18 protein-coding genes are annotated in these 20,394 nt (G+C 36.5%); 5 read left to right on the top strand and 13 right to left on the bottom strand.

Annotated features, from left to right (window positions below):
• Nucleotides 1-183: 183 nt before the first annotated feature.
• The 4 genes from BW964_RS15820 to radA form a co-directional block, all read right to left on the bottom strand.
• On the bottom strand, nt 184-780 hold the full coding sequence (locus BW964_RS15820) for an acyl carrier protein phosphodiesterase (RefSeq protein WP_076508596.1): 597 nt from the start codon (nt 778-780) through the stop codon (nt 184-186).
• The gene (locus BW964_RS15815; RefSeq protein ID WP_076508595.1) at nt 777-1,484 is read right to left on the bottom strand and encodes a VanW family protein; all 708 of its coding nucleotides are present in this window, start codon (nt 1,482-1,484) and stop codon (nt 777-779) included. The genes BW964_RS15820 and BW964_RS15815 overlap by 4 nt, the downstream gene beginning before the upstream one ends.
• The gene (locus tag BW964_RS15810) at nt 1,481-2,149 is read right to left on the bottom strand and encodes a class I SAM-dependent DNA methyltransferase (RefSeq protein ID WP_076508593.1); all 669 of its coding nucleotides are present in this window, start codon (nt 2,147-2,149) and stop codon (nt 1,481-1,483) included. The genes BW964_RS15815 and BW964_RS15810 overlap by 4 nt, the downstream gene beginning before the upstream one ends.
• Nucleotides 2,150-2,226: 77 nt before the next feature.
• Nucleotides 2,227-3,576: a DNA repair protein RadA gene (radA, locus tag BW964_RS15805; protein WP_076508591.1), complete on the bottom strand. Its 1,350-nt coding sequence runs from the start codon at nt 3,574-3,576 to the stop codon at nt 2,227-2,229.
• A gap of 55 nt (nt 3,577-3,631) precedes the next feature.
• On the opposite strand from radA, the gene BW964_RS15800 reads away from it, so the two are divergent.
• On the top strand, nt 3,632-4,042 hold the full coding sequence (locus BW964_RS15800; RefSeq protein ID WP_076508589.1) for a hypothetical protein: 411 nt from the start codon (nt 3,632-3,634) through the stop codon (nt 4,040-4,042).
• Nucleotides 4,043-4,103: 61 nt separating this feature from the next.
• Complete coding sequence (locus BW964_RS15795) at nt 4,104-4,673, top strand: YceI family protein (RefSeq protein ID WP_076508587.1); 570 nt, start codon at nt 4,104-4,106, stop codon at nt 4,671-4,673.
• A gap of 145 nt (nt 4,674-4,818) precedes the next feature.
• On the opposite strand, the gene BW964_RS15790 is transcribed toward BW964_RS15795, so the two are convergent.
• The 8 genes from BW964_RS15790 to BW964_RS15755 form a co-directional block, all read right to left on the bottom strand.
• Nucleotides 4,819-6,513 (bottom strand): bifunctional alpha/beta hydrolase/class I SAM-dependent methyltransferase, encoded by a 1,695-nt coding sequence (locus BW964_RS15790; protein WP_076508586.1) that lies wholly within the window; start codon nt 6,511-6,513, stop codon nt 4,819-4,821.
• Nucleotides 6,514-6,516: 3 nt separating this feature from the next.
• Entirely contained in the window at nt 6,517-7,887 is a 1,371-nt protein-coding gene (locus BW964_RS15785; protein WP_084175925.1) for a phosphatase PAP2 family protein, read from the bottom strand.
• Entirely contained in the window at nt 7,794-8,555 is a 762-nt protein-coding gene (locus BW964_RS15780) for an SDR family NAD(P)-dependent oxidoreductase (protein WP_076508584.1), read from the bottom strand. Before BW964_RS15780 ends, BW964_RS15785 begins: the two co-directional genes overlap by 94 nt.
• Nucleotides 8,556-9,213: 658 nt before the next feature.
• Complete coding sequence (locus tag BW964_RS15775; protein ID WP_076508583.1) at nt 9,214-10,251, bottom strand: patatin-like phospholipase family protein; 1,038 nt, start codon at nt 10,249-10,251, stop codon at nt 9,214-9,216.
• 4 nt (nt 10,252-10,255) lie between these two features.
• Complete coding sequence (locus tag BW964_RS15770) at nt 10,256-11,059, bottom strand: phosphatidate cytidylyltransferase (protein ID WP_076508582.1); 804 nt, start codon at nt 11,057-11,059, stop codon at nt 10,256-10,258.
• The gene (locus BW964_RS15765) at nt 11,049-11,651 is read right to left on the bottom strand and encodes a CDP-alcohol phosphatidyltransferase family protein (protein ID WP_076508581.1); all 603 of its coding nucleotides are present in this window, start codon (nt 11,649-11,651) and stop codon (nt 11,049-11,051) included. The genes BW964_RS15770 and BW964_RS15765 overlap by 11 nt, the downstream gene beginning before the upstream one ends.
• 48 nt (nt 11,652-11,699) lie before the next feature.
• A complete protein-coding gene (locus BW964_RS15760; protein ID WP_076508579.1) occupies nt 11,700-12,206 on the bottom strand; it encodes a hypothetical protein in 507 nt (168 codons plus the stop codon).
• Complete coding sequence (locus tag BW964_RS15755) at nt 12,187-12,735, bottom strand: hypothetical protein (protein WP_076508578.1); 549 nt, start codon at nt 12,733-12,735, stop codon at nt 12,187-12,189. The genes BW964_RS15760 and BW964_RS15755 overlap by 20 nt, the downstream gene beginning before the upstream one ends.
• Before the next feature lie 106 nt (nt 12,736-12,841).
• Between BW964_RS15755 and BW964_RS15750 the strand changes: the two genes are divergently transcribed.
• Nucleotides 12,842-14,449: a CTP synthase gene (locus BW964_RS15750; protein WP_073334257.1), complete on the top strand. Its 1,608-nt coding sequence runs from the start codon at nt 12,842-12,844 to the stop codon at nt 14,447-14,449.
• Nucleotides 14,450-14,629: 180 nt separating this feature from the next.
• The gene (gene yidC, locus BW964_RS15745; protein ID WP_076508576.1) at nt 14,630-16,426 is read left to right on the top strand and encodes a membrane protein insertase YidC; all 1,797 of its coding nucleotides are present in this window, start codon (nt 14,630-14,632) and stop codon (nt 16,424-16,426) included.
• A gap of 90 nt (nt 16,427-16,516) precedes the next feature.
• Here the strand turns inward: yidC and BW964_RS15740 are convergent, their stop codons facing one another.
• Entirely contained in the window at nt 16,517-17,101 is a 585-nt protein-coding gene (locus BW964_RS15740) for a ribonuclease HII (protein ID WP_076508575.1), read from the bottom strand.
• A gap of 314 nt (nt 17,102-17,415) precedes the next feature.
• Between BW964_RS15740 and BW964_RS15735 the strand changes: the two genes are divergently transcribed.
• Nucleotides 17,416-20,391, top strand: coding sequence for a SusC/RagA family TonB-linked outer membrane protein (locus BW964_RS15735; RefSeq protein ID WP_076508573.1), 2,976 nt, complete (start codon nt 17,416-17,418; stop codon nt 20,389-20,391).
• Nucleotides 20,392-20,394 lie beyond the last annotated feature (3 nt).

The raw sequence follows: 20,394 nt of genomic DNA, 5'->3' as shown, positions 1-20,394 counted from the left end.
AGTTATAAACAGCAATATAAAAGATCAGCTCTTTAAAAGCAGAAATAAAAAGATTTAGAATGGGATGACCCAATGGTTTTAAATAAGCCTTTACGGTAACATTCCCGTTTTATTATATCAAACACAGCGGATTCTAACAACACAAATTGTTAAAAAGCACTTACGTTCCCTGTAGGTGTTTTTTTATTTGTTGTCCAGTTGAATTTCTGCATTGATACTCTTGGCATGAGCCATCAGATCAGGAAAAAAATCGTTATAACACTCCTGAAGAAAAGGTTTGTTCTTCATAAATGCTTCAAAAACAGGGATGTCGGGTTCCAGGTATTTGGCTTTATTGAGAACATTGCGCATGCTGAATTTGATTCCCCAGTCTTCGCGGTAATTGTACAACCAATCGTCTTCCTCCATTTTTACCAGCATTTTTTTGAAATGTTCAGGAAGCCATTCTTCATTTTCGTTCAGTACTCTGTAAACCCTGAGCGAATGGGCTTTCCATTCAGCTAAAGAATGCAGACTAAAATCAGTTGCCACAAAATAATCCATAGCAACGTCTACAAAAGCACCGGCATATAATCTGACAAGAGGAGAGAATACTTTTTTGGCCTCATGAATAGCCGGATGAGAATCTGTGAATGTATCCACAGCCCTGTGCATCGTGATTCCATCCTGAATGTCTTTCGGAAAAGAATAGCGATCTCTGTTACGGATGAAATCTTCAAGAAACTGTCCTACGATCTGTCCGTCCGAAAAAGTAAGAAAAGAATGGGCTAAATAATTCATAAACGAATATAAAAATTTTTACACAATAACCTGCCTTCTGCAAAGGTCTCCACCCAGACTCCTTTTTCAGCATTGGTATATTTAAAATCAATACGATTTAAAAAGATCTTTTCCGCAGAAACCAGATGAAGGCAAAGTTCATTGTCACTCACGAAACTTTTGAACTGCACAGGATGAGAAAAGCAATTTTGAATCTGCAGATCTTTATAGCCATACACGACTGTACAGTCTGAGCCTAATGGTGTAAAACGCTCATGTTCTTGATAAATATCTATAGAATGAGGATATCTTTCAATAATCTTAAGTCCTGCCTGTAGAGCAGCATAATACAGAATGGATGAAAACTGGCAGATTCCACCTCCGGCTCCACTGGATAGATGATTTTTAATCAGATTCCGGCCTTCTCTGAAATTGTTCTTGGAAGTGGGTTGACCAATTAATTTCCAGAAAGAAAAAACTTCACCGGGTTGTAAGATCAGATGATGAATTTTCTCACCAACTATTTTTAAGTTGTGGATTTTATTTTCAGTGAATTCTCCCTTTTTTATGACTTGCTTCACTTCAAGAATGTGCTCACCGATTCTTTTTGAATCATATTCTTTTGGGTAACGATAACGGGATTGCAGCTCGCTAAAATACCGCTGCCACAATCTGATGTGCAGTTTTAATGAATCGGGAAGAAGTTTTTTTAAGATCCTTTTCATTTCTTTTCCAGAACTACGATATGATAAGAAGCCCACTTTTTCAGAAAAGTACGGCAGAGAAGAATATCTAAAGGTAAAAAAAGCTTTCTGATGCTCTTGGGAAGTCGGTGCACGGGAAATAATAAAATACCAGTAGTATTCCTGATAATCCATTTTTCACCGGATACAATTGAAATTTCAGAGGCCGTAAAAGTATTCCCGGCATGCCAGTCTTGCTGAGGTGAAACAGTCTTTCTCCTGGTTTTTGTAGGATAATCGAAAATCAAGATTCCATGATGATCTAATTTCTGAAAACATTCATCAAGGAATTTTATTGTTTCCTCTTTCGTCTGATGCATGATCACATGAAAGCAGAATATGCAGTCAAAGACTACATCAAACGGGATTTTTGAAATTTCACCAACAGCGGTTAGTTTTCCCGGATTTTTTTCTTTCGCAATACGGAGCATTTTCTCACTGAAATCTGTACCATGGCTGGCAAACTTAAGCAATCTGCCCGTTCCACATCCCAGATCCAGAACTTTTGAATAGTTTTTATCCTTGAAAAAAGAATGTAGAAAAACATTCTCCTGCTCGTCGATATACCTACCGTAAGAATTTCCAAAACGGTTTTCTTCATAGGATTCTGCAAGTTGGTCATAGTATTCATGGATACTGTTTTTCATTGTTTTAAACTCTTTAAGGATACTACGAATCCAGCATTGTCCGTCAATATCTATTCCAATTTCTTCCGGAAATATTATTAGAAAATTCTTTCGTGAAAATCCTCAATTTTGCTTACTTCTTCAATCTTGATTCCAAATTTTCTTTTCGGAATTTTATTGAGATTAGAGACAAATATTTTTTCGTACCCTAATTTTTCAGCTTCTGTAATTCTCTGTTCAACCTGTGCGATAGGGCGAATCTCTCCACTTAACCCGATTTCTCCGGCAAAACAGAAATGTTCGGAAATCGCAATATCTTCGTTGGAAGACAGAATGGAAGCCACCACCGCAAGATCCAGAGCCGGATCGTCCGTTTTAATTCCTCCCGTAATATTTAAAAAGACATCTTTCGCGCCCAACTGAAAGCCTGCACGCTTTTCCAGAACAGCCAGAAGCATATTCAGTCTTTTGGCATCAAAGCCTGTGGAACTTCTCTGAGGAGTTCCATAAACAGCCGTGCTTACCAGGGCCTGAATTTCAAGCAACATCGGTCGGTTTCCTTCCAACGTCACTGCTACCGAGTTTCCGGAAAGTTCTTCAAATTTTTTGGTAATGAGGATTTCTGAAGGATTTCTGATCTCTTTTAAACCCTGGGAAACCATTTCGTAAATTCCGATTTCTGCAGTAGATCCGAAACGGTTTTTATTCGCTCTTAGCAATCTGAAAAGATGGTTTCTGTCGCCGTCAAAATTTAAAACGACATCTACCATGTGCTCCAATACTTTCGGTCCTGCAATCTGACCATCTTTTGTAATATGGCCTACCAGAAAAACGGGAGTGTTATTTTCTTTTGCATATTTAATGATCTCATTGGAACATTCTCTGATCTGGGAAACGGTTCCCGGCGAGCTTTCGATTAATTGGGATTGTAAAGTTTGAATAGAATCGATGATCATGAAATCCGGTTCCAGTTTTTTGGCTTCGTGAAGGATTTTTTCCAATGCAGTTTCAGTAAAAAGAAAACAGTTGGGATTCTGAACATCGGTGAGTCTGTCCGCCCTCATTTTTATTTGTGAAGCACTTTCCTCTCCTGAAACATAAAAAACTTTTTTCTTCATCTTTAAAGCGAGCTGAAGCAAAAGCGTAGATTTTCCGATTCCGGGTTCACCACCAATCAAAGTGACCGAGCCCAGCACAATGCCTCCTCCCAGAACACGGTTGAGTTCTTCAGAAGGTGTTTTGATTCTGGGTTCTTCGCTGGTCACTACTTCAATAATGTTGATGACATGCTGTTTTGATTTTGAAAAAGGAGGAGTTTTAGATGAGGTTTTCTCAACGACTTCTTCCACAAGGGTATTCCATTCTCCGCAATTTTTGCATTGCCCCATCCATTGGGAATATTGGGTTCCGCAGTTTTGACAGAAATATGCTGTTTTCAGTTTTGCCATACTGCGAAGTTAAAAAAAATGAATCTCCTTTCAGAATTTTAATTAATTTTCAACCATGAAAAATATTCTTCTTAAAAGTGTGATCCTATTTGTTGTGATGAGTGGTCTCAATGCGCAGCTAGCCAATTGGAGCGGAAGAATTCTTAACTTGTCTGCTGGTCAATTGGGAATGCTTCCCACAGTGGTTTTTTTTGGATCTCTCATCATTGCAGTCATTGGGTCGGTCACCATATTGATATTCAGGAGAAGCTATGATTCCCTGTGGAAAATGGCCGTTTTATTTGAAATCCTTTATCTGCTGATGCTGTTGCTGTCGGGTATTAATCCTTTTATTTATTTTATTGAAGCAACGGATAATCATTTGATAGACTTAATGTTGTACCTCAATTCAATCATTGTTTTCCTTATACTGTATGTTTTTGGTCTCCTTTATTCTAAAATGATGGGAGCTAACGTTAAAAACTAACCTACATCAAGAATAGGGTAATCAATATGTATTATCTTTACTCAACTAAAAATAAGTTATAATGAAAAAAGTATTTTTATCTTTCGTTTTTACGCTGTTAAGCGTTTTGGGTTTTGCACAAACGGAATGGACTGTAGATCCTATGCACTCTTCCGTAAATTTCAATATCAAGCATATGGGAATCAATTTTGTGCAGGGAAGATTTGACAAATTCGAAGGAAAAGTAATCGCGGAAGCAGCCAATTTAGATAATGCCACTTTTGCTTTTGAGGTAGAGGTGAACTCAATCAATACAGGAACAGAGATGAGAGACAAGCATCTTAAAAGTCCGGATTTTTTTGATGCTGAAAAATATCCTGCCATGAGTTTTCACAGTAAATCGATCACAAAGGATAAAAATAATACCTATATACTGAAAGGAGCTCTGAAAATAAAGGAAGCTGTAAAGGATGTGAGCATTCCTGTAACTTTTGGAGGAGTTACTAAAAATCAGCAAGGAAAAGAAGTAATGGGCTTCCAGGCAAAATTCACGGTTAACCGTTTAGACTACGGAATCAAATATGACCCGACTGGTGCGGGCGTAGCTAAGGATGTAGATGTAAGTTTATATTTTGAACTGGTAAAACAATAGTTTTACAGACCATTTAGATAAAGAAAGGTTTTTCAAGTAATTGAAAAACCTTTCTTATTATTGAGCTCTCGCAAATTCAGCCGATCAGGCAGATCTAACGCAAACATCTGTTCAATCTGCTCAATCTTAGCGTGATTTTTTAGTTTTAAGAATTAATCTTCCCGGAAGAAACTGTAAAAATACCGTAATCATCAATCAGCATATTTTCCTTTCGGACCCCGCTGTGTTTCATGACTCTGTCAAGCTCTTTCTGGGAACGTCTTCTCATGATCCAATCTTTGTTCTGATGATTATTCAAAACATAAGCAATCATTTTAAGTTGCGGATGCCACGGCTGCCCTGTGTAGACGATAAAAGAATCTTTTTCAGAAATAGCAGATGCTCCCTTAACGGCTTTAGTAGCCATTTCATTATCTCCAAAAAGTTCCAGAATTCCTGAAATAATGGTAATGTTAGGTTCAAAATCTATCTTTTTATAGGTTTCAGAATCAAAACAGTCAAAATTCGTAAAACGGATATTCTGATAATTTTTTTCTTTGATTACTTTTTCTCCGATCTCAATATTAGCTTTAACAAATTCATTAATAACAATCTCGGCATCAGGATATTTTTCTTTAATATCGAATAAATAATTTCCTGTTCCACCGGCAATATCAAGAATTTTAATTTTTCTGCCTTCTTTCTTAAGGTTTTCAATGTTCTGCTCCAAAAGCTGAATCAAATGTTCCTTACGGATACGAATTCCTTTCCAGCCAATCGCATTGAGGTAATTTTTATCCATCATTTTCCCAAAACCAAATTTTCCTTTCGGCTGGTTCTGATACACATAATGGAGTGAAGCACCGGAATCAAAGCCATATTTCAGACCGATCGCCATTCCGTTGCTTATTTTTCCGATGGTATTCAGTGAAAATTTCTGAAGTTTGAAATTCAGATTATTTCCGATATTATTCTGAAGATCCTCATATTCCTTTACAGAAAAGCGGTCAGGATGAAGGGAAGCTGTTTTGTGGGTTCTGCTGAAACACTTTTCAGCAAAATCAACTATTTTGTCGTATACTTTTTCTTTTCCGGTATCGAACAAGATTCCATGGAAAAAGCCTGATAATACTTCATATTTCTTTAAATCCGTATCAAGCTTGTCATAAAAAGTTTTCTGTTCTTTATTGAAAACCACATGATCTTTTTCTGCTGCCAGGATCAATGCAGGGGTATCCATGGCTTCAGCATCTTCTACCAGACGTTTTCCAGCTTTGGCAAGGTCAATAAGAAGTTCGGCGTCGATAGATCTTGTGATCAGTGGATCTGTGTCATACGCTTTTTGCTGTTCCGGGTCATGGGTAAGCATTTTAGACTTCACATAGCTTTTGATAATCAGTCCTTTTTTAAGCTTTGTTCCAAGCGTGATCATTTCATTGGCCAGCGGAACGATGAGATTGATTTTAAAAGCAGGTGCCAGAAGAGCCATTCCGGCAATATCAGGAGCGAAATCATGCGCCCAGGCTGAAGCGACAACACCTCCGATGCTGTTAGCCAAAACGAAAACATCAGAAATATTTATAGCATATTTTGATCCTAAAAATTTGGAGAAAGAATCCAGATCTCTCACATAATCCATGAATACGGAAGACGTTTTTGTCTCGGTATGTCCGTGTCCGCGAAGATCAAATGCGAAAATATTGTATTTTGAAAACTGAGGAGATTGTGCAATATCATTCAGTCTTTCTGAATGCTCATGACCGCGGTGGATGATGATGATGCTTTTTTGTTGTGGCTGATAATTCCATTCACGATAGAAAATAGTACTGCCGTCGAAACTCTTAAAATGTCCGCTGTTCATAGTTTAAATTTTTTTCAAAAAATCCTTGAGATAAGGATGAATGACTGCTTCTTTATGAATGCCTTTCATGGTATCCACTGCTTCATCTAGAGGTAAAGATAGAATATTTTTCATTACTAAAATGCCTATAACAGAGCTTCTTGTCAATCCCATGGTGCAGTGAATGACTATTTTTCCGTCTGCCCTAAGCTTTCTATAGTTCTCTGTGATTTCATTGACCAGCTTTTTCGTCTCATCGATATCCAGAGTTCCGATATCCAGAAAAGGAACCGAATGATAGGAAGATTTCTTTTTTAAGTCCTGTATTTCTTCCATTTCTGCTGAAAGATCATAGACCAACATATTACTGGTCACCTCAAAATAATGCAGATCTTCCCGGCCGGGTCTTGACGAAATGTATATGCGAGGAACGATCTCCAGCGGTTTTTTGTTCTTCCGTAAAAATTTCCAGAAAATCAAATAGATCATCCGATAAGGCGTATAAAAGACCTTTTTCCACAATGAAATTTTTCCGTTTTTATCCTTTAGAAAATGAGTGGTATTTTTTTGGTAGTGATACCCAATAATGATCGCCATTCCTGCAGGCCAAAGCAGAATCAACCATAGATGACTGTAAAAACGATCCAAAAGAACGGAAGCTGATATTAAAATCCATCCAGACAAAAAATAAAAATTGGCAACGTGGAAATTTCTGTATTGGAAATCATGTTTTCGGTACGGAAAGATGATAAAACTGAGATGCGCAAGGACTGTTCCTGCAAGAATATCCATGAAATGATGCTGGTAGGTTGTCAGAGTAGAAATTCCCACTGCAATAAGCCATACCATCAGAAAGGTGCGGAATCTTTTTAAGTTTCTGAAGACGGTCCAAAAGATCAACGCATAAGCGATGTGCAGAGACGGAGACTGGTTGAAAGGCGAATCAAACATCTTGAGAAACTGAAAAGAGTAGTCTACAATAGAACCGTCTGTTGTGGGTTTTGTTAAAGAAAACCGCAGTGGAAACAGAATAAAACAAGCGCCTGCAACGATAGTCGTAAAAAGCATTCTCTTGGTTAAAACCTTAAGCTGTTCATGATTTTTACACACAAAAAAGACTAGACAAAAAAAGCAGACACTCGTCATGTACGGAATAATGCTCCATGGTAAAAATGGAATGTGCTTTTCAAAATCAAATGTGAACGATGGTACTTTTTCAGACTTTGAAGTATACCATGCTGCAAAATTGTAAACCGTCATGAATACAAACGCACAGAGCGCAAAAGCATAGGTTTGCTGTTTTAGGGTTGGTCTTGTTTCATCCATCGGGCTTTCCTGAACATGATTGTATTTAATAAAAAAGAAGGAAGTAGGGACAGCGATTTCATCATCCATTTCATTTTTGCAGGAAAAATCACTAGTTTTTCCTGGTTTTCAATCGCTTTGGAAATAATGTTGACAGCTGTTTGTACATCAGTAAGGAAAGGTTTTTTATGAAGGTCATTATGATTGAGCTGTCTGAGTTTTTCAGTGTCTACATATCCCGGGGCGATTGCTGTTACAGAAATCCCGAACGGTTTCAGCGCCCGACGGTAAGCATCAGAAATCTGGATCACCGACCGTTTTGTTTTGGTGTAAAGACTGGAATTTTCATAATCTAAAATCCCGGAAACAGAAGCAATGACTGCGATGCTGCCTTTTTTCTGTCCTTTCATCAGTTTACGGGCTGTTTCAAAACAGTTTACAGTCCCTAAAATATTGGTTTGAAGCATTTCTTCAGCTTCTTCGTAAGAAATTTTTCCAGCTACATCTTCTGCATAGCTTCCTGCACAGTTGATAAAAAGGTCAAGATTTTCGCGATCGTTCAAAAAGGAATGTACCGCAGTGGCAATAGAATCCATATCACAAACATCTGCCTGAAATGCTTTTAACTTTTCAAAATTATTTTCAGAAATCTTTGCCGGATTTCTCCCGCAGATTCCTACAGTATATCCTTTTTCAAGATAATGCCGGGCAAGAGCATAGCCGATACCGGACGTTCCGCCTGCGATAAAAACATTCATTGGGTTGTCGCGATTTGAATTTTGTGTAAAAATAGATTTTAAAACTGAAAGTTGGATTTTTATCGACCACAAAAGGTTCAAAAGTTTTTAAACACTTTTAGTGGTTTTAAGTGTAAGGGTTTGAGGATAGAAGTTCACATGAGTTTTTGGAAAAATCAAAGATTTTCAATATTCGATGGAAACTGAAAGTTGGATTTTTATCAACCACAAAAGGTTCAAAAGTTTTTAAACACTTTTAGTGGTTTTAAGTGTAAGGGTTTGGGGATAGAAGTTCACATGAGTTTTTGGAAAAATCAAAGATTTTCAATATTCGATGGAAACTGAAAGTTGGATTTTTATCAACCACAAAAGGGACAAAAGTCTTGAAACACTTTAGTGATTTTAAGTGTAAAGGGGTTGAGGATAGAAGTTCACATGAGTTTTTGGAAAAATCAAAGATTCTCAATATTCGATAGAAACTGAAAGTTGGATTTTATCAACCACAAAAGGTTCAAAAATTTTTAAACACTTTTAGTGGTTTTAAGTGTAAGGGTTTGAGGATAGAAGTTCACATAAGTTTTTTTGAAAATCACTGATTTTCAAAATTCAATAGGCCCATTTACTGAAAATACCAGCAATATCATTCGGCTTTAGCCAAAATATATTTCATCATAAAAAATCATCTACGAATAGATTTCATAGTCTGATCAAAACCATACTGCCACTGCATTTCCATGTCTTCTGCAAATTGTTCATAGGTTTTCGGGAAAGAAAAATCAATCTCAAATTTTCTCCAATTAATTCCTTTTTTGAGATAATGTCCTTTTAAATCCTGCTTAATTCCCGTTGTATCGATCTGGAAATCTGCTGAAAGTTGTTCAATCTCTAAAAGTCTTTCATTACCACTGAAACCAAGTACAGCCCGGACAAAAGCTTCTTCAACAGAACTGTAAGATTGTTTTTTTTCGGTGATGATTTCGTCGGCAAGATGACTGGCCAATTCGATCGGGATAAGGTCGATGGCTCCGCCTGCAAAATATTTTCCATGAAGGAAAGCGGGTTCTACATAAAACATGTCGGAAATAGAAATACGGGTGCTTTCAAGCAAAGAAATATCGGTTCTTATCAACGGAAGCATTTCTACAGCGCTATTCATTACATTGTCGGATCCGATAATGATCTGTTCCGGATTGATTTTTTCTGCCGTCTTCTGGTCAGTGATTATGATTTTTTGATAAAGCTTCCTGCCATTTCTTTCCTGTCCGGTCTCATTGGGATCAAAGAGAAGTTCAGATCCGATGATGACTGTAGGAATACTTTGCGAAAACTGAAGGTTCTTTAATGAAGGAAAAACTTCGGACAGATCCTGGGGCATTTCAACAAGGTATCTGTTAAAAACATCTTCAATCAAAGGAGCTCTTTTTTTGTACAGTAATTTTTTTATTGAGAAAATTCCGATTTGAGAAAGCTTTTTATGTTCTGTTAATACTGTTCCGGATACAAACCTGAAGTATTCCTCCGACTTGAGATATTCTTTTCGGGAAATGTTGTCAGGAAAAGCATTGATCACCGTTGCGGCAAATGCTCCGCCGCATGAAGCAATTACTATATCAGGCTTCAGATCCAATTCTTCAAGGGCGGCGAACATTCCAAGATAAATCATCAGCCTGGTTCCTCCTCCTGAAAACAGAACCGCTCTTTTAAATTTTCCACTCATGATTTTAATTTTTTACAAGGAGAGAAAGAATCCAGAAGAAAATAGGAGCATTGAAAATCAGGCTGTCCATCCGGTCGAGTAAACCGCCATGTCCGGGAAGAAGTGTTCCTGTATCTTTTACATTGGCTTTTCTTTTTAAATAGGACATAAAAACATCTCCGAAAAATCCTGAAATCCCCAGAATAGTTCCCAAAATCGTATTCACTAAAATATCTGTCTTTAACAAGAAAAAACCTAAGATATTACTCAATATCACCGTAAGAAAAACCCCACCGATGAACCCTTCCATAGTTTTATTGGGACTTATTGCAGGGGTAATTTTATGCTTTCCGAAAAACTTGCCCATCAGATATTGAAAAACATCATTAAGTTCAGTCACAACCACAACGAAAATAATAGAATTTAACCCGGAAACGGGTTCCCTGATGAAAGAGAGATGGGGAAAAGCAAACAGGCAGACCAGTAGTGCAGTGAAGACTCCGTAAAGTTGTTTTAACGATGTTTTCAAAATTAAAAAGTACAGCAGAACAACTAATGACAAAATAGAACTGTATATAAAATAGTTTTCAATGGTGAAAAAATATAACAGGAAAAACTGTGCGGCTCCAAGAAATAAAGAAGAAATACGATGGTTTGAATTAATCTTGAATAATCTTAAAAATTCAAAGAAACACTGCAAGCTGATCCATGAAACGAAAAGCTTCATAGCGAGAGGATATGATATTCCCATTACAAAAACGAGGATAATATAGATCCATGTTTTAACCCTTAAAGGAACGTCTGCAAATTTGTTTTCTTCAGGCTTCATGCAGTGATTTCTTTAGTCGGATATAGGTACTGATGGTCAACAGAACAATAATAGACCAGAAAATATAGAATGAAATTCCTGAAATGGTCGCTCCGAAAAACAGGGTCAAACCATAAATTCCCAGAATCAGAGCACGGTCACTTTTCCCCATCGGACCATCGTAACGGCGTTCTTTTCCAACCACTTTTCCTATCAGACCTGCAAATTCATTGATGATGCTTAATAGTATAAAGATCACGATAAGGTATAGACTTTCGGGCTGAAATTTTAATAAAGGAAAAAAGATGATCACATCGGAAACCATATCGCCCACTTCATTTAAGACTTCACCCAGTCTGCTGGTCTGATTGAATTTTCGGGCCATCATTCCGTCTAATGCATTCAGAGCCATTCTTAATAAAAGGCCTATGGGAAGGCTTAGAAAAAACCATTTGGAGAGGTTTGCATTCCAGAATAGGATTCCTATAAGAACAGATAACACTATTGAAGCTATCGTAATTTGATTGGCTGTGATCTTATTTTTATGCAGGAATAATAAAACCGGAGTAAGCAGCTGCTGGAATTTTGGTTTTAATTTATATACGGAAATCATGATGGCTATTTCAAATTTTTAGTTTTGTCGACAATATGTATGTAGCTATTAAATACTCTGAAAGTCTTTTACTATTATACAGTTTGAAATAATTATATCTCTAATGAAAGCTTTAACAGATTTAGGTTTGTGATCGGATATCTTTTCATTATTTTTAAAAACAGAGATTTCAGAATGAGGATACATACAGTTAGTTGGGCAATGGAGAATTTTAAAGGTATAATTGTCTGGAGATCCTTCTGGTGAAAAAGACTCACTAAGAATATAATTTGAATTGATTTTTACAATTCCGTAATTTAGAAAGTGATCATCACAATCATTAGCCATTATATTAAAAAGAACATCATCAGCTTGAGAGTATTTTTCTCTATTGCATGAGTCATCCTTTATTGGAAATATTGCCGCAGAAATTTTATTATCATCGATTTTGCTACTATCTATAGAAATTCTTGTTCTTCGGAATAAATTTTCATCAGTGAAATCTTCATCAATTGGCCTTGCATTCCAATGTAATTCTGTTGGAATACAAATTTTCTCACAAGGATTCTGATCCATAAATATCCTGTTTTAGTATATTCAGCAATTGTGGAAGATGATCAGTCGTTAAATCCCAAGCCTTCCTTTTGTCGTTTTCTCTGATAAGAAGAACAATGTCATTATCATGAAAAAACTCTATTAAATAGTATTTATCATTGTAAATAAATTCCAATAAATAACTTTCGGTAGTTTCTTTAGGTTCGATGTTTTGAATACCTAGTATTGCTAAATATTTTTTTGTAATTTTAAGACTGGAGATAAGTTTGTTTGAATCAGTTTGCTCTATTATTATATTTCTATTATAATACCTTGGATACCTATGTCTAAATTGAAACATATATTTTCCCTTTCTTTTTTTTGATACCGTCCTGCTTTGATTTTTTCTGTTCCCAAATGATAAAGGAAAACGTGAGTTTGCCGGATAGGTATATAAAATTATATTTTTAGATGAATCTTGAGTTAGATTGTATGTGTATACACGCATCTTTTCATTTGATTCACCTGAAGAAGGGTTTATTTTAATATTTTTTTTATCTATCGTTGACATTTTTGATATAGCTGATAATCAATAGTAAATATACTAATTAATTATAATAGAAACAAAAAATTGACTTGTGTCTCTTTTTCCCATAACTTTGCACAAACCTAATCTAATGAGTAAAAAGAATACAAAGTACATCTTTGTGACAGGAGGTGTAACTTCATCTTTGGGAAAAGGAATCGTGTCTGCTTCTCTGGGACTTTTATTAAAATCACGCGGTTTTAATGTAACGATCCAAAAACTTGATCCTTATATTAACATCGACCCGGGAACACTGAATCCATATGAACACGGAGAATGCTACGTAACCGAAGATGGCGCAGAAACGGATCTGGATTTAGGCCACTATGAGCGTTATCTTGATGCTCCTACTTCCCAAAACAACAACGTGACGACTGGGAAAATCTACCAAACGGTTATCGAAAAAGAAAGAAAAGGAGATTTCTTAGGGAAAACAGTTCAGGTAATTCCTCATATCACCAACGAGATCAAACGCAGAATCAAAATGCTTTCCAAGCAGAACTACGATATCATCATTACCGAGATCGGAGGGACGGTAGGAGATATTGAATCTCTTCCCTACATTGAAACGGTACGCCAGTTGAAATGGGAGCTTGGTGAGAAAAATTCTATGGTGATTCACCTGACGCTATTGCCTTATCTGGCTTCCAGCGGCGAATTAAAAACAAAACCATCTCAGCATTCTGTTCGTCAATTGATGGAAAGCGGAATTATGGCAGATGTTTTGGTGTGTAGAACGGAGCACAATATTCCAAAAGATCAGAGAGCAAAACTGGCTCAGTTCTGTAATGTTTCTTTAGATAATGTCATTGAATGTAAAGATCTGGAAACGATCTATGAAGTTCCGATGTATCTTCAGAAACAAAACTTTGATGATGTCGTTTTAAAAGAGCTTGATCTTAAAAATGATAAAGAAGCTGATCTGAAAGACTGGAAAACTTTCCTTAAAAAATTTAAAAACCCTAAAAGAACGGTAGAAATTGCCTTGGTAGGAAAATATATTTCTCTGCAGGATTCTTATATTTCTATCGCTGAAGCTTTCAAACATGCAGGAGCAAGTCTTGAAACTGAAGTGAAAGTAAGATGGGTATACAGTGGAGATATCACCGCTGAAAATATTAAAGAGACCTTAAGTGGGGTAGACGGAATCCTTATCGCTCCAGGTTTTGGCGATAGAGGAATTGAAGGAAAAGTACTTACGGCTCAATATGCTAGAGAAAATAAAGTTCCGATGTTGGGAATTTGTTTGGGAATGCAGATCATGACGATTGAATTTGCTCGAAACGTTCTTGGTCACTCAAAGGCCAACTCAATGGAATTTGATACGTCTACACCAGATCCTGTGATTTCTATTATGGAAGAGCAGAAAAATGTAGTAGACAAAGGAGGTACAATGCGTCTTGGAGCATGGAAGTGTTCATTGAAAAATGCTTCTAAGCTATATGATATCTACGGAGCTAAAAATATTTCTGAAAGACACCGTCACCGTTATGAATTCAACAGTGATTATCTTCAGGAGTTTGAAAAGAACGGCTTCCTGGCAACAGGGACCAACCCTGAAACAGGATTGGTAGAGGCTCTTGAAATGCCGGATCATCCATTTTATGTAGGAGTGCAGTATCACCCGGAATATAAAAGTACAGTAGCAACGCCGCATCCTCTGTTCAGAGCTTTTATCAAGGCTTGCGAAAAGAAATAAGGTAATAGTATACCATAAACGTCTTATCATAAACTCAGGCTGATTATTCTCAGCTTGAGTTTATTATATAGTAACATGGTAATGCATAGAGTTTTGATAAAAAAACAGTATTTTTGTCAGCTCAAAAAGTAGCACATTGTGATACTTGGGTTAAATTTAAAATTTTAATATAAAAATAAAATGCAAGAAAACAAGGGAATCGATAAAAGTCAGATGATCAGTTTTGCGGTTTTATGTCTGGTTCTTTTCGGATTCATGTTCTATTTTCAGAACAAGCAGTCGAAAGAAGAGCAGTTAAAAGCTCAGGGACAGAAAACGGAGCAGGTAAAAAATGCTGTACAACAGACTCAGGCAAGCAATATCAATCCAAATGTAACTCCCAGTGCCATTCAGACTGCCAGTTTGAACAACAAAGAACTGAATGTGGAATTCTCAAGCTTGGGAGGACAGGTTTCTAAAGTACAGCTTTCGAAATACAAAGCATATGATCATAAAACAGACAGGGCAGATCTTCCTCTTTATCTGATCGATAAAAAAAATTCAAACTACGGCTTTCAGTTTAAAGATAAAACCGGAAAAGTAATCAATACTAAAGACTTAGTTTTTACACCGGCTGTTAATGGAAATGCTGTAACGATGACAGCGGATTATAATGGTGCTGTTATTCAGTTTATTTATACCTTACTTCCAAAATATACACTAGACTTTAAAGTAAGAACGAAAGGGCTTGCTGCCGTTACTTCTGATAATAAAGCAGACTTTATTTGGGATTACAGTGTAAGAAACCTGGAAAAAGGGAGAGCACAGGAACAGTCTCACTCGGAGTTCTCCTATGCTTTCAATAATTATAAAGATTATGATTATGATGGCAGAACGGAAATGAGTGAAGAAAAAGAAACCCTTAACTGGATTGGTGTAAAACAACAGTTTTTCTCTTCTGTTATCGAAGCTAAGAACGGTTTCACCCATAGTAAAGGAAATCAGGAAGCAATTGAAGAAGGTGAATATCTGAAGAAATTGAATTTTGAAGGATTCGTTCAGATGACAGGAAGCGAGCTTAATCAGGATTTTACGTGGTACTTTATGCCGCTAGATTTGCCTTTGTTGAAATCATATGACAAAAACTTTGACGAAATTCTACCATTAGGATGGTCTTTCATTGGAGGAATGAACCGTTATTTCTTCATGCCGATGTATAATTTCATCGCAGGATGGGGACTTACAGCAGGTTGGGTGATTTTCTTAATGACCATCATTGTGAAACTGATCTTATCGCCGATTATGTACAAACAACATAAATTGAGTGCGATGATGAAAGTGATTCGTCCTGAAATTGATGAAGCAAATGCAAAATTCAAGGATGCAGATCCAATGAAAAAGCAGCAGGCTACAATGGAAATCTACCGAAAGGCGGGTGTGAATCAGATGGCAGGATGTTTACCGGCATTGGTTCAGATTCCTATTTTCTATGCTTTATTCCGTTTCTTCCCGAACTTTATTGATCTTAGAGGACAGGGATTCTGGTTCGCAAAAGATTTGACGGCTTATGATGATCTGATCAAACTTCCATTTAAAATTCCTTTCTTAGGAGATCATTTAAGCGTTTTTGCACTGGCGTGTACGATTGTTATCTTGATTTATACAGTAATGACTTCAGGGAATATGCAGCAGCCTCAGCAGGAAGGAATGCCAAACATGAAAGTATTGATGTATATCTTCCCGATTACTTTCCTATTCTTCCTTAATACATCAGCATCTGGTCTTTCATGGTATTATTTTGTATCGAATGCGATCAACATTTTAATTATCCTGGTTATTAAATATCTGATCCTGGATGAAAAGAAAATCCATGCACAGATTCAGGCTAATAAAGAAAAGCCTAAATCAGAAGGCAAGTTCCAGAAGAAAATGAGAGAGATGATGGAGAAAGCTCAAAATCAACAACAGATCCAGGAGCAACAGAAAAAAAAGAAATAAGTTAACACTTTATCATAACAAAAGAGAAGCAGTAATCTGCTTCTCTTTTTATTTTATAGTAGGTGCTCAATCTCTTGGTAAAAGACTTGTCTAATCATATTTAAGTCTGAACGACTGTCTGTGATGTATTGTGGGACCATATTTTATTAAAGCTTGCTGATGAGCTTTCGTGGCATAACCAAAATTGGTATTCCAGCTATATTCGGGATGTTCTTCATGGAGCTCGATCATTAACTTATCCCTGTAGTTTTTCGCCAAAATGGAAGCAGCCGCAATCGACAAAACTTTTGAGTCGCCTTTTATGATGCATTGATGAGGAATAAAATTATAGGGATGGAATTTATTTCCATCTACCAAAATCAGCTCAGGTCTTATCGTCAATTGATCTAAAGCACGATGCATCGCATGAATGCTGGCATTAAGAATATTGTGTTCATCAATGAATACAGGTGGTAACTCTGCGATGGCGTAGTTCTTTACATTATCTTTGATATAGCTGTCCAGTTCCATTCTGGTTTTGAATGTTAACTTTTTGGAGTCATTAACTAAATTCTGCTTAAAGCTATCATCTAAAATAACCGCAGCGGCAACTACCGGCCCGCTTAGGCATCCTCTTCCTACTTCATCACATCCTGCCTCAATGTAGTGATCTGTCCATTTTTGTAATAAATCCATGAGTTTATTTATATCATATTATAAATGATAGGTAAAATTAGTGAAAATTGCATTTAAGGGGATCTGCTTTTTTTTTAGAAATATTTTATTTTTAATAAATATATTACTTCTATTTAACATAATTGCTGTATTATACTTAATAAGAAGTTTTTTGTGTTCTTTTGAATAATATGGTTTTTTTGTTGATATATTTCTAAGTATTCGGTTTATTGGTGTTATGATATTTGCTAAATTAAATATTTTTAACGAAATATTTGGTGATTTTAAGAAAGTTTCACATATTTGCAATCATAAAAAAAATAATCAATTTAAACATGAAGAAATTAACTACAAGTGTTTTAGTGGTAGTTCTAACTTCGACTTTTGCAATAGCAAGTGGACAGAAGCGAGATACTATTAAGACAACGGAGATTGGTGAGGTAATCATGACCGGAGCCATGAACAGAAAAATGAAGCTTGATGCTCAGACTTCAACAGCTGCCGTTATTAGTAAAGAAAAGCTTACACAGGCTGGAGCTCCCAATGCTATTGCGGCTTTAGCAAGTAAAGTTCCGGGACTTACTATTAATAAAACAAGCAGTAGTGTTGATGGTACATATGATATCAAAATCAGAGGCTCGAGAACATTAACCGGAAGTACTGCCCCACTAATCGTTATTGACGGTGTGATTTCTTCTATGAATATTTTTCAGTCATTACCTTCTGATGCGATTGAATCTGTTACTACTCTATTAGGTCTTCAGGGTGCTGCTCTATATGGATCTCAGGGTGTAAATGGTGCGATTATCATCACAACTAAAAAAGGGAGTGGTTCGAGAAAACCAAGAGTTAGTTTTAACAGCAATGTGGAATTCGAAAATGTACTTTTTACTCCTAAAAGACAACAAAAATATGGTCAGGGTTGGTATGGTGATAGAATCCACGTTGAAAATGGTTCTTGGGGACCAGCGTTTAGTGATCCAGCTTATGCCGGGCAAAATGTAGCGATTGGTGTTCCTTTTTATGATGTGAACGGCGATGGGATTATTTCTGTTAATCCAGATGGAGATGTTCCTGCTGCAGATGCAGCAGCATCTGTTTTTGCTCCGTTTGCTGCAAGAAGCAAGGATAACGCCAAGGAATTTTTTAATACGGGATTGAATTTAAATAATACATTGAGCGTAAGTGGAGGAAGTGAAGGCGCCTATGCAGGATTGACAATTAACCGTCAAGACAGAGAATTTATTGTTGCCGATGATAAGTTGAAGAAGACCTCTATCACATTGAATGGAGGCTTTAAAATGGATAAATTTACTTTAGATGGATCGGTGACGTATATCAATAGCTCTGTTAATACTACTGATCCTGCTTTATATAGAAATCTTCTTCAATCGGCTCCTGAAATCCCAATTACGGAATTCATAAACAGCCCAAATCCGTATGCATGGACCTTGTTTTACACTAATCCATACTGGACTATGAGAAATGTAAGGAATACTACAAAAACGGATATTTTAAACGGAACGATTTCACTAGGTTATAAATTTAATGACCATATTTCCATTACCAATAATGGAACAGCCCAAATCACTTCTACGGATATACTGAACTATAATAATGGATACGTTCCATCAACAGCAACGCCGAGAATTGTGTCAGCTCCTAATCCGATTACATCGACATTTTTGCAGTCTAATGCAGTCAATAGGTATTACTATAATGACTTAATGGCTAATTTTAATTATGACTTTACAAAAGATATCAACTTTAAATTAACATTAGGCTACAACGTTCAGCGAACAGAATTGAAAACCACCAGTGTAGGAGGTAACGGTATCAAGATTCCGGGGATTTATCAATACTGGAATCTTACGAATCTGACAAATCCATATAGATTGAATAACCGAAGGTTTATTGATAACAGGTATGCCTATTTTGCCAATTTAGATCTATCATACAAAGATTATTTATATGTGAATGGTACAGCACGATATGAAAATTCATCTAAGCTGCTTCATTCTGATAAGAGTCAGCCAAGTGAATCTGGGTACTTCTATTATTCAGGTGGGGTTTCCTTTATGCCTTTGAAAGCCTTCAATATTGAAAGTAATACAATAAGCAGATTAGTAATCAAAGGATCTCATACCAGAGTAGGAAATGATCCGGTAAATGTTTTCGCAATAGAAGATACAGTTGTTTTAGGTGCAGGTTATCCGTTTGGTACTGGTCCTTTAAGTTTTACCAACAATCAGACTCCTACAGATACGAATATCAAACCGGAAAAGGTAACCAGTAATGATATCAGTTTAGGTTTAGGATTTCTAAAGAACAGAATCACATTAGATGCCAGTGTTTATCTTCAAACAACAAAAGACCTAATTACTAATCAGACTACTTCATCTGCGTCTGGATTAAGATTTACTCCAGTTAATATTGGGGATATCCGTAATAAGGGGATGGAGGTAAGTTTAGGGTTGGTACCTATTAAAGGTACTGATTTTTCATGGGACTTAAATCTTGCATGGTCAATTAACAGGACCAAAGTAATTGAGCTGGCTAACGGACAGGATGAGGTCAATCTTACTACAGGAGGGATAGCTGGTATTTTTGCAGTTAAAGGAGAGGAATTTCCAATGTTGAAAGGTACGGCGTATATGAGAGATGAACAAGGCCGAATTATCATTAATCCTGACAATGGAAATCCTTATATCAGTAATAAATATGTTAACTTTGGTAGAGTAACGCCTAATTATACATTAGCATTAAATACGAATTTTAAATATAAGAATTTTGGTTTCTATGCGGTTCTTGATTATAGAAACGGGGGTAAATTATACTCAGGAGCTATGAGTGGATTGGCATTCAGTGGAAACTTAGAACAGTCCGCGGAATTTGACAGAACTCAAGGGGGCTATGTTATTCCAAATTCTGTTTATATGAATTCTGCAGGGCAGTATGTTGAAAATACATCCATAAAATCCGGAGGAAATGATTACACAGGTTTGCCGGACTATTACGGAAAGATATACGGGGGAATTGCGGAAAACTTTGTTATAAGCGGTACAGCATTCAGAGTTAGAGAATTAGGGGTATCATATACCTTAGGTGCTGATATGGCAAGATCAATTGGGCTTTCAGGATTAAGTTTCAGTGTGTATGCAAGAAACCCATTCTATAAGTTTGCAAAAGACAATAAAGGATATTCTGATCCTGAAGGATCGTTTGGAACAGGCAATATAGCTGGTCTTACAAATAATAACCAATATCCATCAACTAGAACGGTAGGTTTTACCACCACTATTAATTTTTAAATA

Origin of the sequence: Chryseobacterium shigense (assembly GCF_900156575.1) — a bacterium.
In the GTDB taxonomy this organism is placed as follows: Bacteria; Bacteroidota; Bacteroidia; order Flavobacteriales; family Weeksellaceae; genus Chryseobacterium; species Chryseobacterium shigense.
Note: the sequence above shows the minus strand (reverse complement) of the source record. Positions and strands in the feature narration are given on the sequence as shown.

Excerpts from the sequence above, each read along its gene's own strand:
- BW964_RS15815 (WP_076508595.1), bottom strand. The coding sequence starts at position 1,484 with ATGAAAAGGATCTTAAAAAAACTTCTTCCCGATTCATTAAAACTGCAC.
- BW964_RS15735 (WP_076508573.1), top strand. The coding sequence starts at position 17,416 with ATGAAGAAATTAACTACAAGTGTTTTAGTGGTAGTTCTAACTTCGACT.
- radA (WP_076508591.1), bottom strand. The coding sequence starts at position 3,576 with ATGGCAAAACTGAAAACAGCATATTTCTGTCAAAACTGCGGAACCCAA.
- BW964_RS15775 (WP_076508583.1), bottom strand. The coding sequence starts at position 10,251 with ATGAGTGGAAAATTTAAAAGAGCGGTTCTGTTTTCAGGAGGAGGAACC.
- BW964_RS15820 (WP_076508596.1), bottom strand. The coding sequence starts at position 780 with ATGAATTATTTAGCCCATTCTTTTCTTACTTTTTCGGACGGACAGATC.
- BW964_RS15800 (WP_076508589.1), top strand. The coding sequence starts at position 3,632 with ATGAAAAATATTCTTCTTAAAAGTGTGATCCTATTTGTTGTGATGAGT.
- BW964_RS15750 (WP_073334257.1), top strand. The coding sequence starts at position 12,842 with ATGAGTAAAAAGAATACAAAGTACATCTTTGTGACAGGAGGTGTAACT.
- BW964_RS15770 (WP_076508582.1), bottom strand. The coding sequence starts at position 11,059 with ATGAAGCCTGAAGAAAACAAATTTGCAGACGTTCCTTTAAGGGTTAAA.
- BW964_RS15760 (WP_076508579.1), bottom strand. The coding sequence starts at position 12,206 with ATGGATCAGAATCCTTGTGAGAAAATTTGTATTCCAACAGAATTACAT.
- BW964_RS15780 (WP_076508584.1), bottom strand. The coding sequence starts at position 8,555 with ATGAATGTTTTTATCGCAGGCGGAACGTCCGGTATCGGCTATGCTCTT.
- BW964_RS15740 (WP_076508575.1), bottom strand. The coding sequence starts at position 17,101 with ATGGATTTATTACAAAAATGGACAGATCACTACATTGAGGCAGGATGT.
- BW964_RS15785 (WP_084175925.1), bottom strand. The coding sequence starts at position 7,887 with ATGGATGATGAAATCGCTGTCCCTACTTCCTTCTTTTTTATTAAATAC.
- BW964_RS15755 (WP_076508578.1), bottom strand. The coding sequence starts at position 12,735 with ATGTCAACGATAGATAAAAAAAATATTAAAATAAACCCTTCTTCAGGT.
- BW964_RS15810 (WP_076508593.1), bottom strand. The coding sequence starts at position 2,149 with ATGAAAAACAGTATCCATGAATACTATGACCAACTTGCAGAATCCTAT.
- yidC (WP_076508576.1), top strand. The coding sequence starts at position 14,630 with ATGCAAGAAAACAAGGGAATCGATAAAAGTCAGATGATCAGTTTTGCG.
- BW964_RS15795 (WP_076508587.1), top strand. The coding sequence starts at position 4,104 with ATGAAAAAAGTATTTTTATCTTTCGTTTTTACGCTGTTAAGCGTTTTG.
- BW964_RS15790 (WP_076508586.1), bottom strand. The coding sequence starts at position 6,513 with ATGAACAGCGGACATTTTAAGAGTTTCGACGGCAGTACTATTTTCTAT.
- BW964_RS15765 (WP_076508581.1), bottom strand. The coding sequence starts at position 11,651 with ATGATTTCCGTATATAAATTAAAACCAAAATTCCAGCAGCTGCTTACT.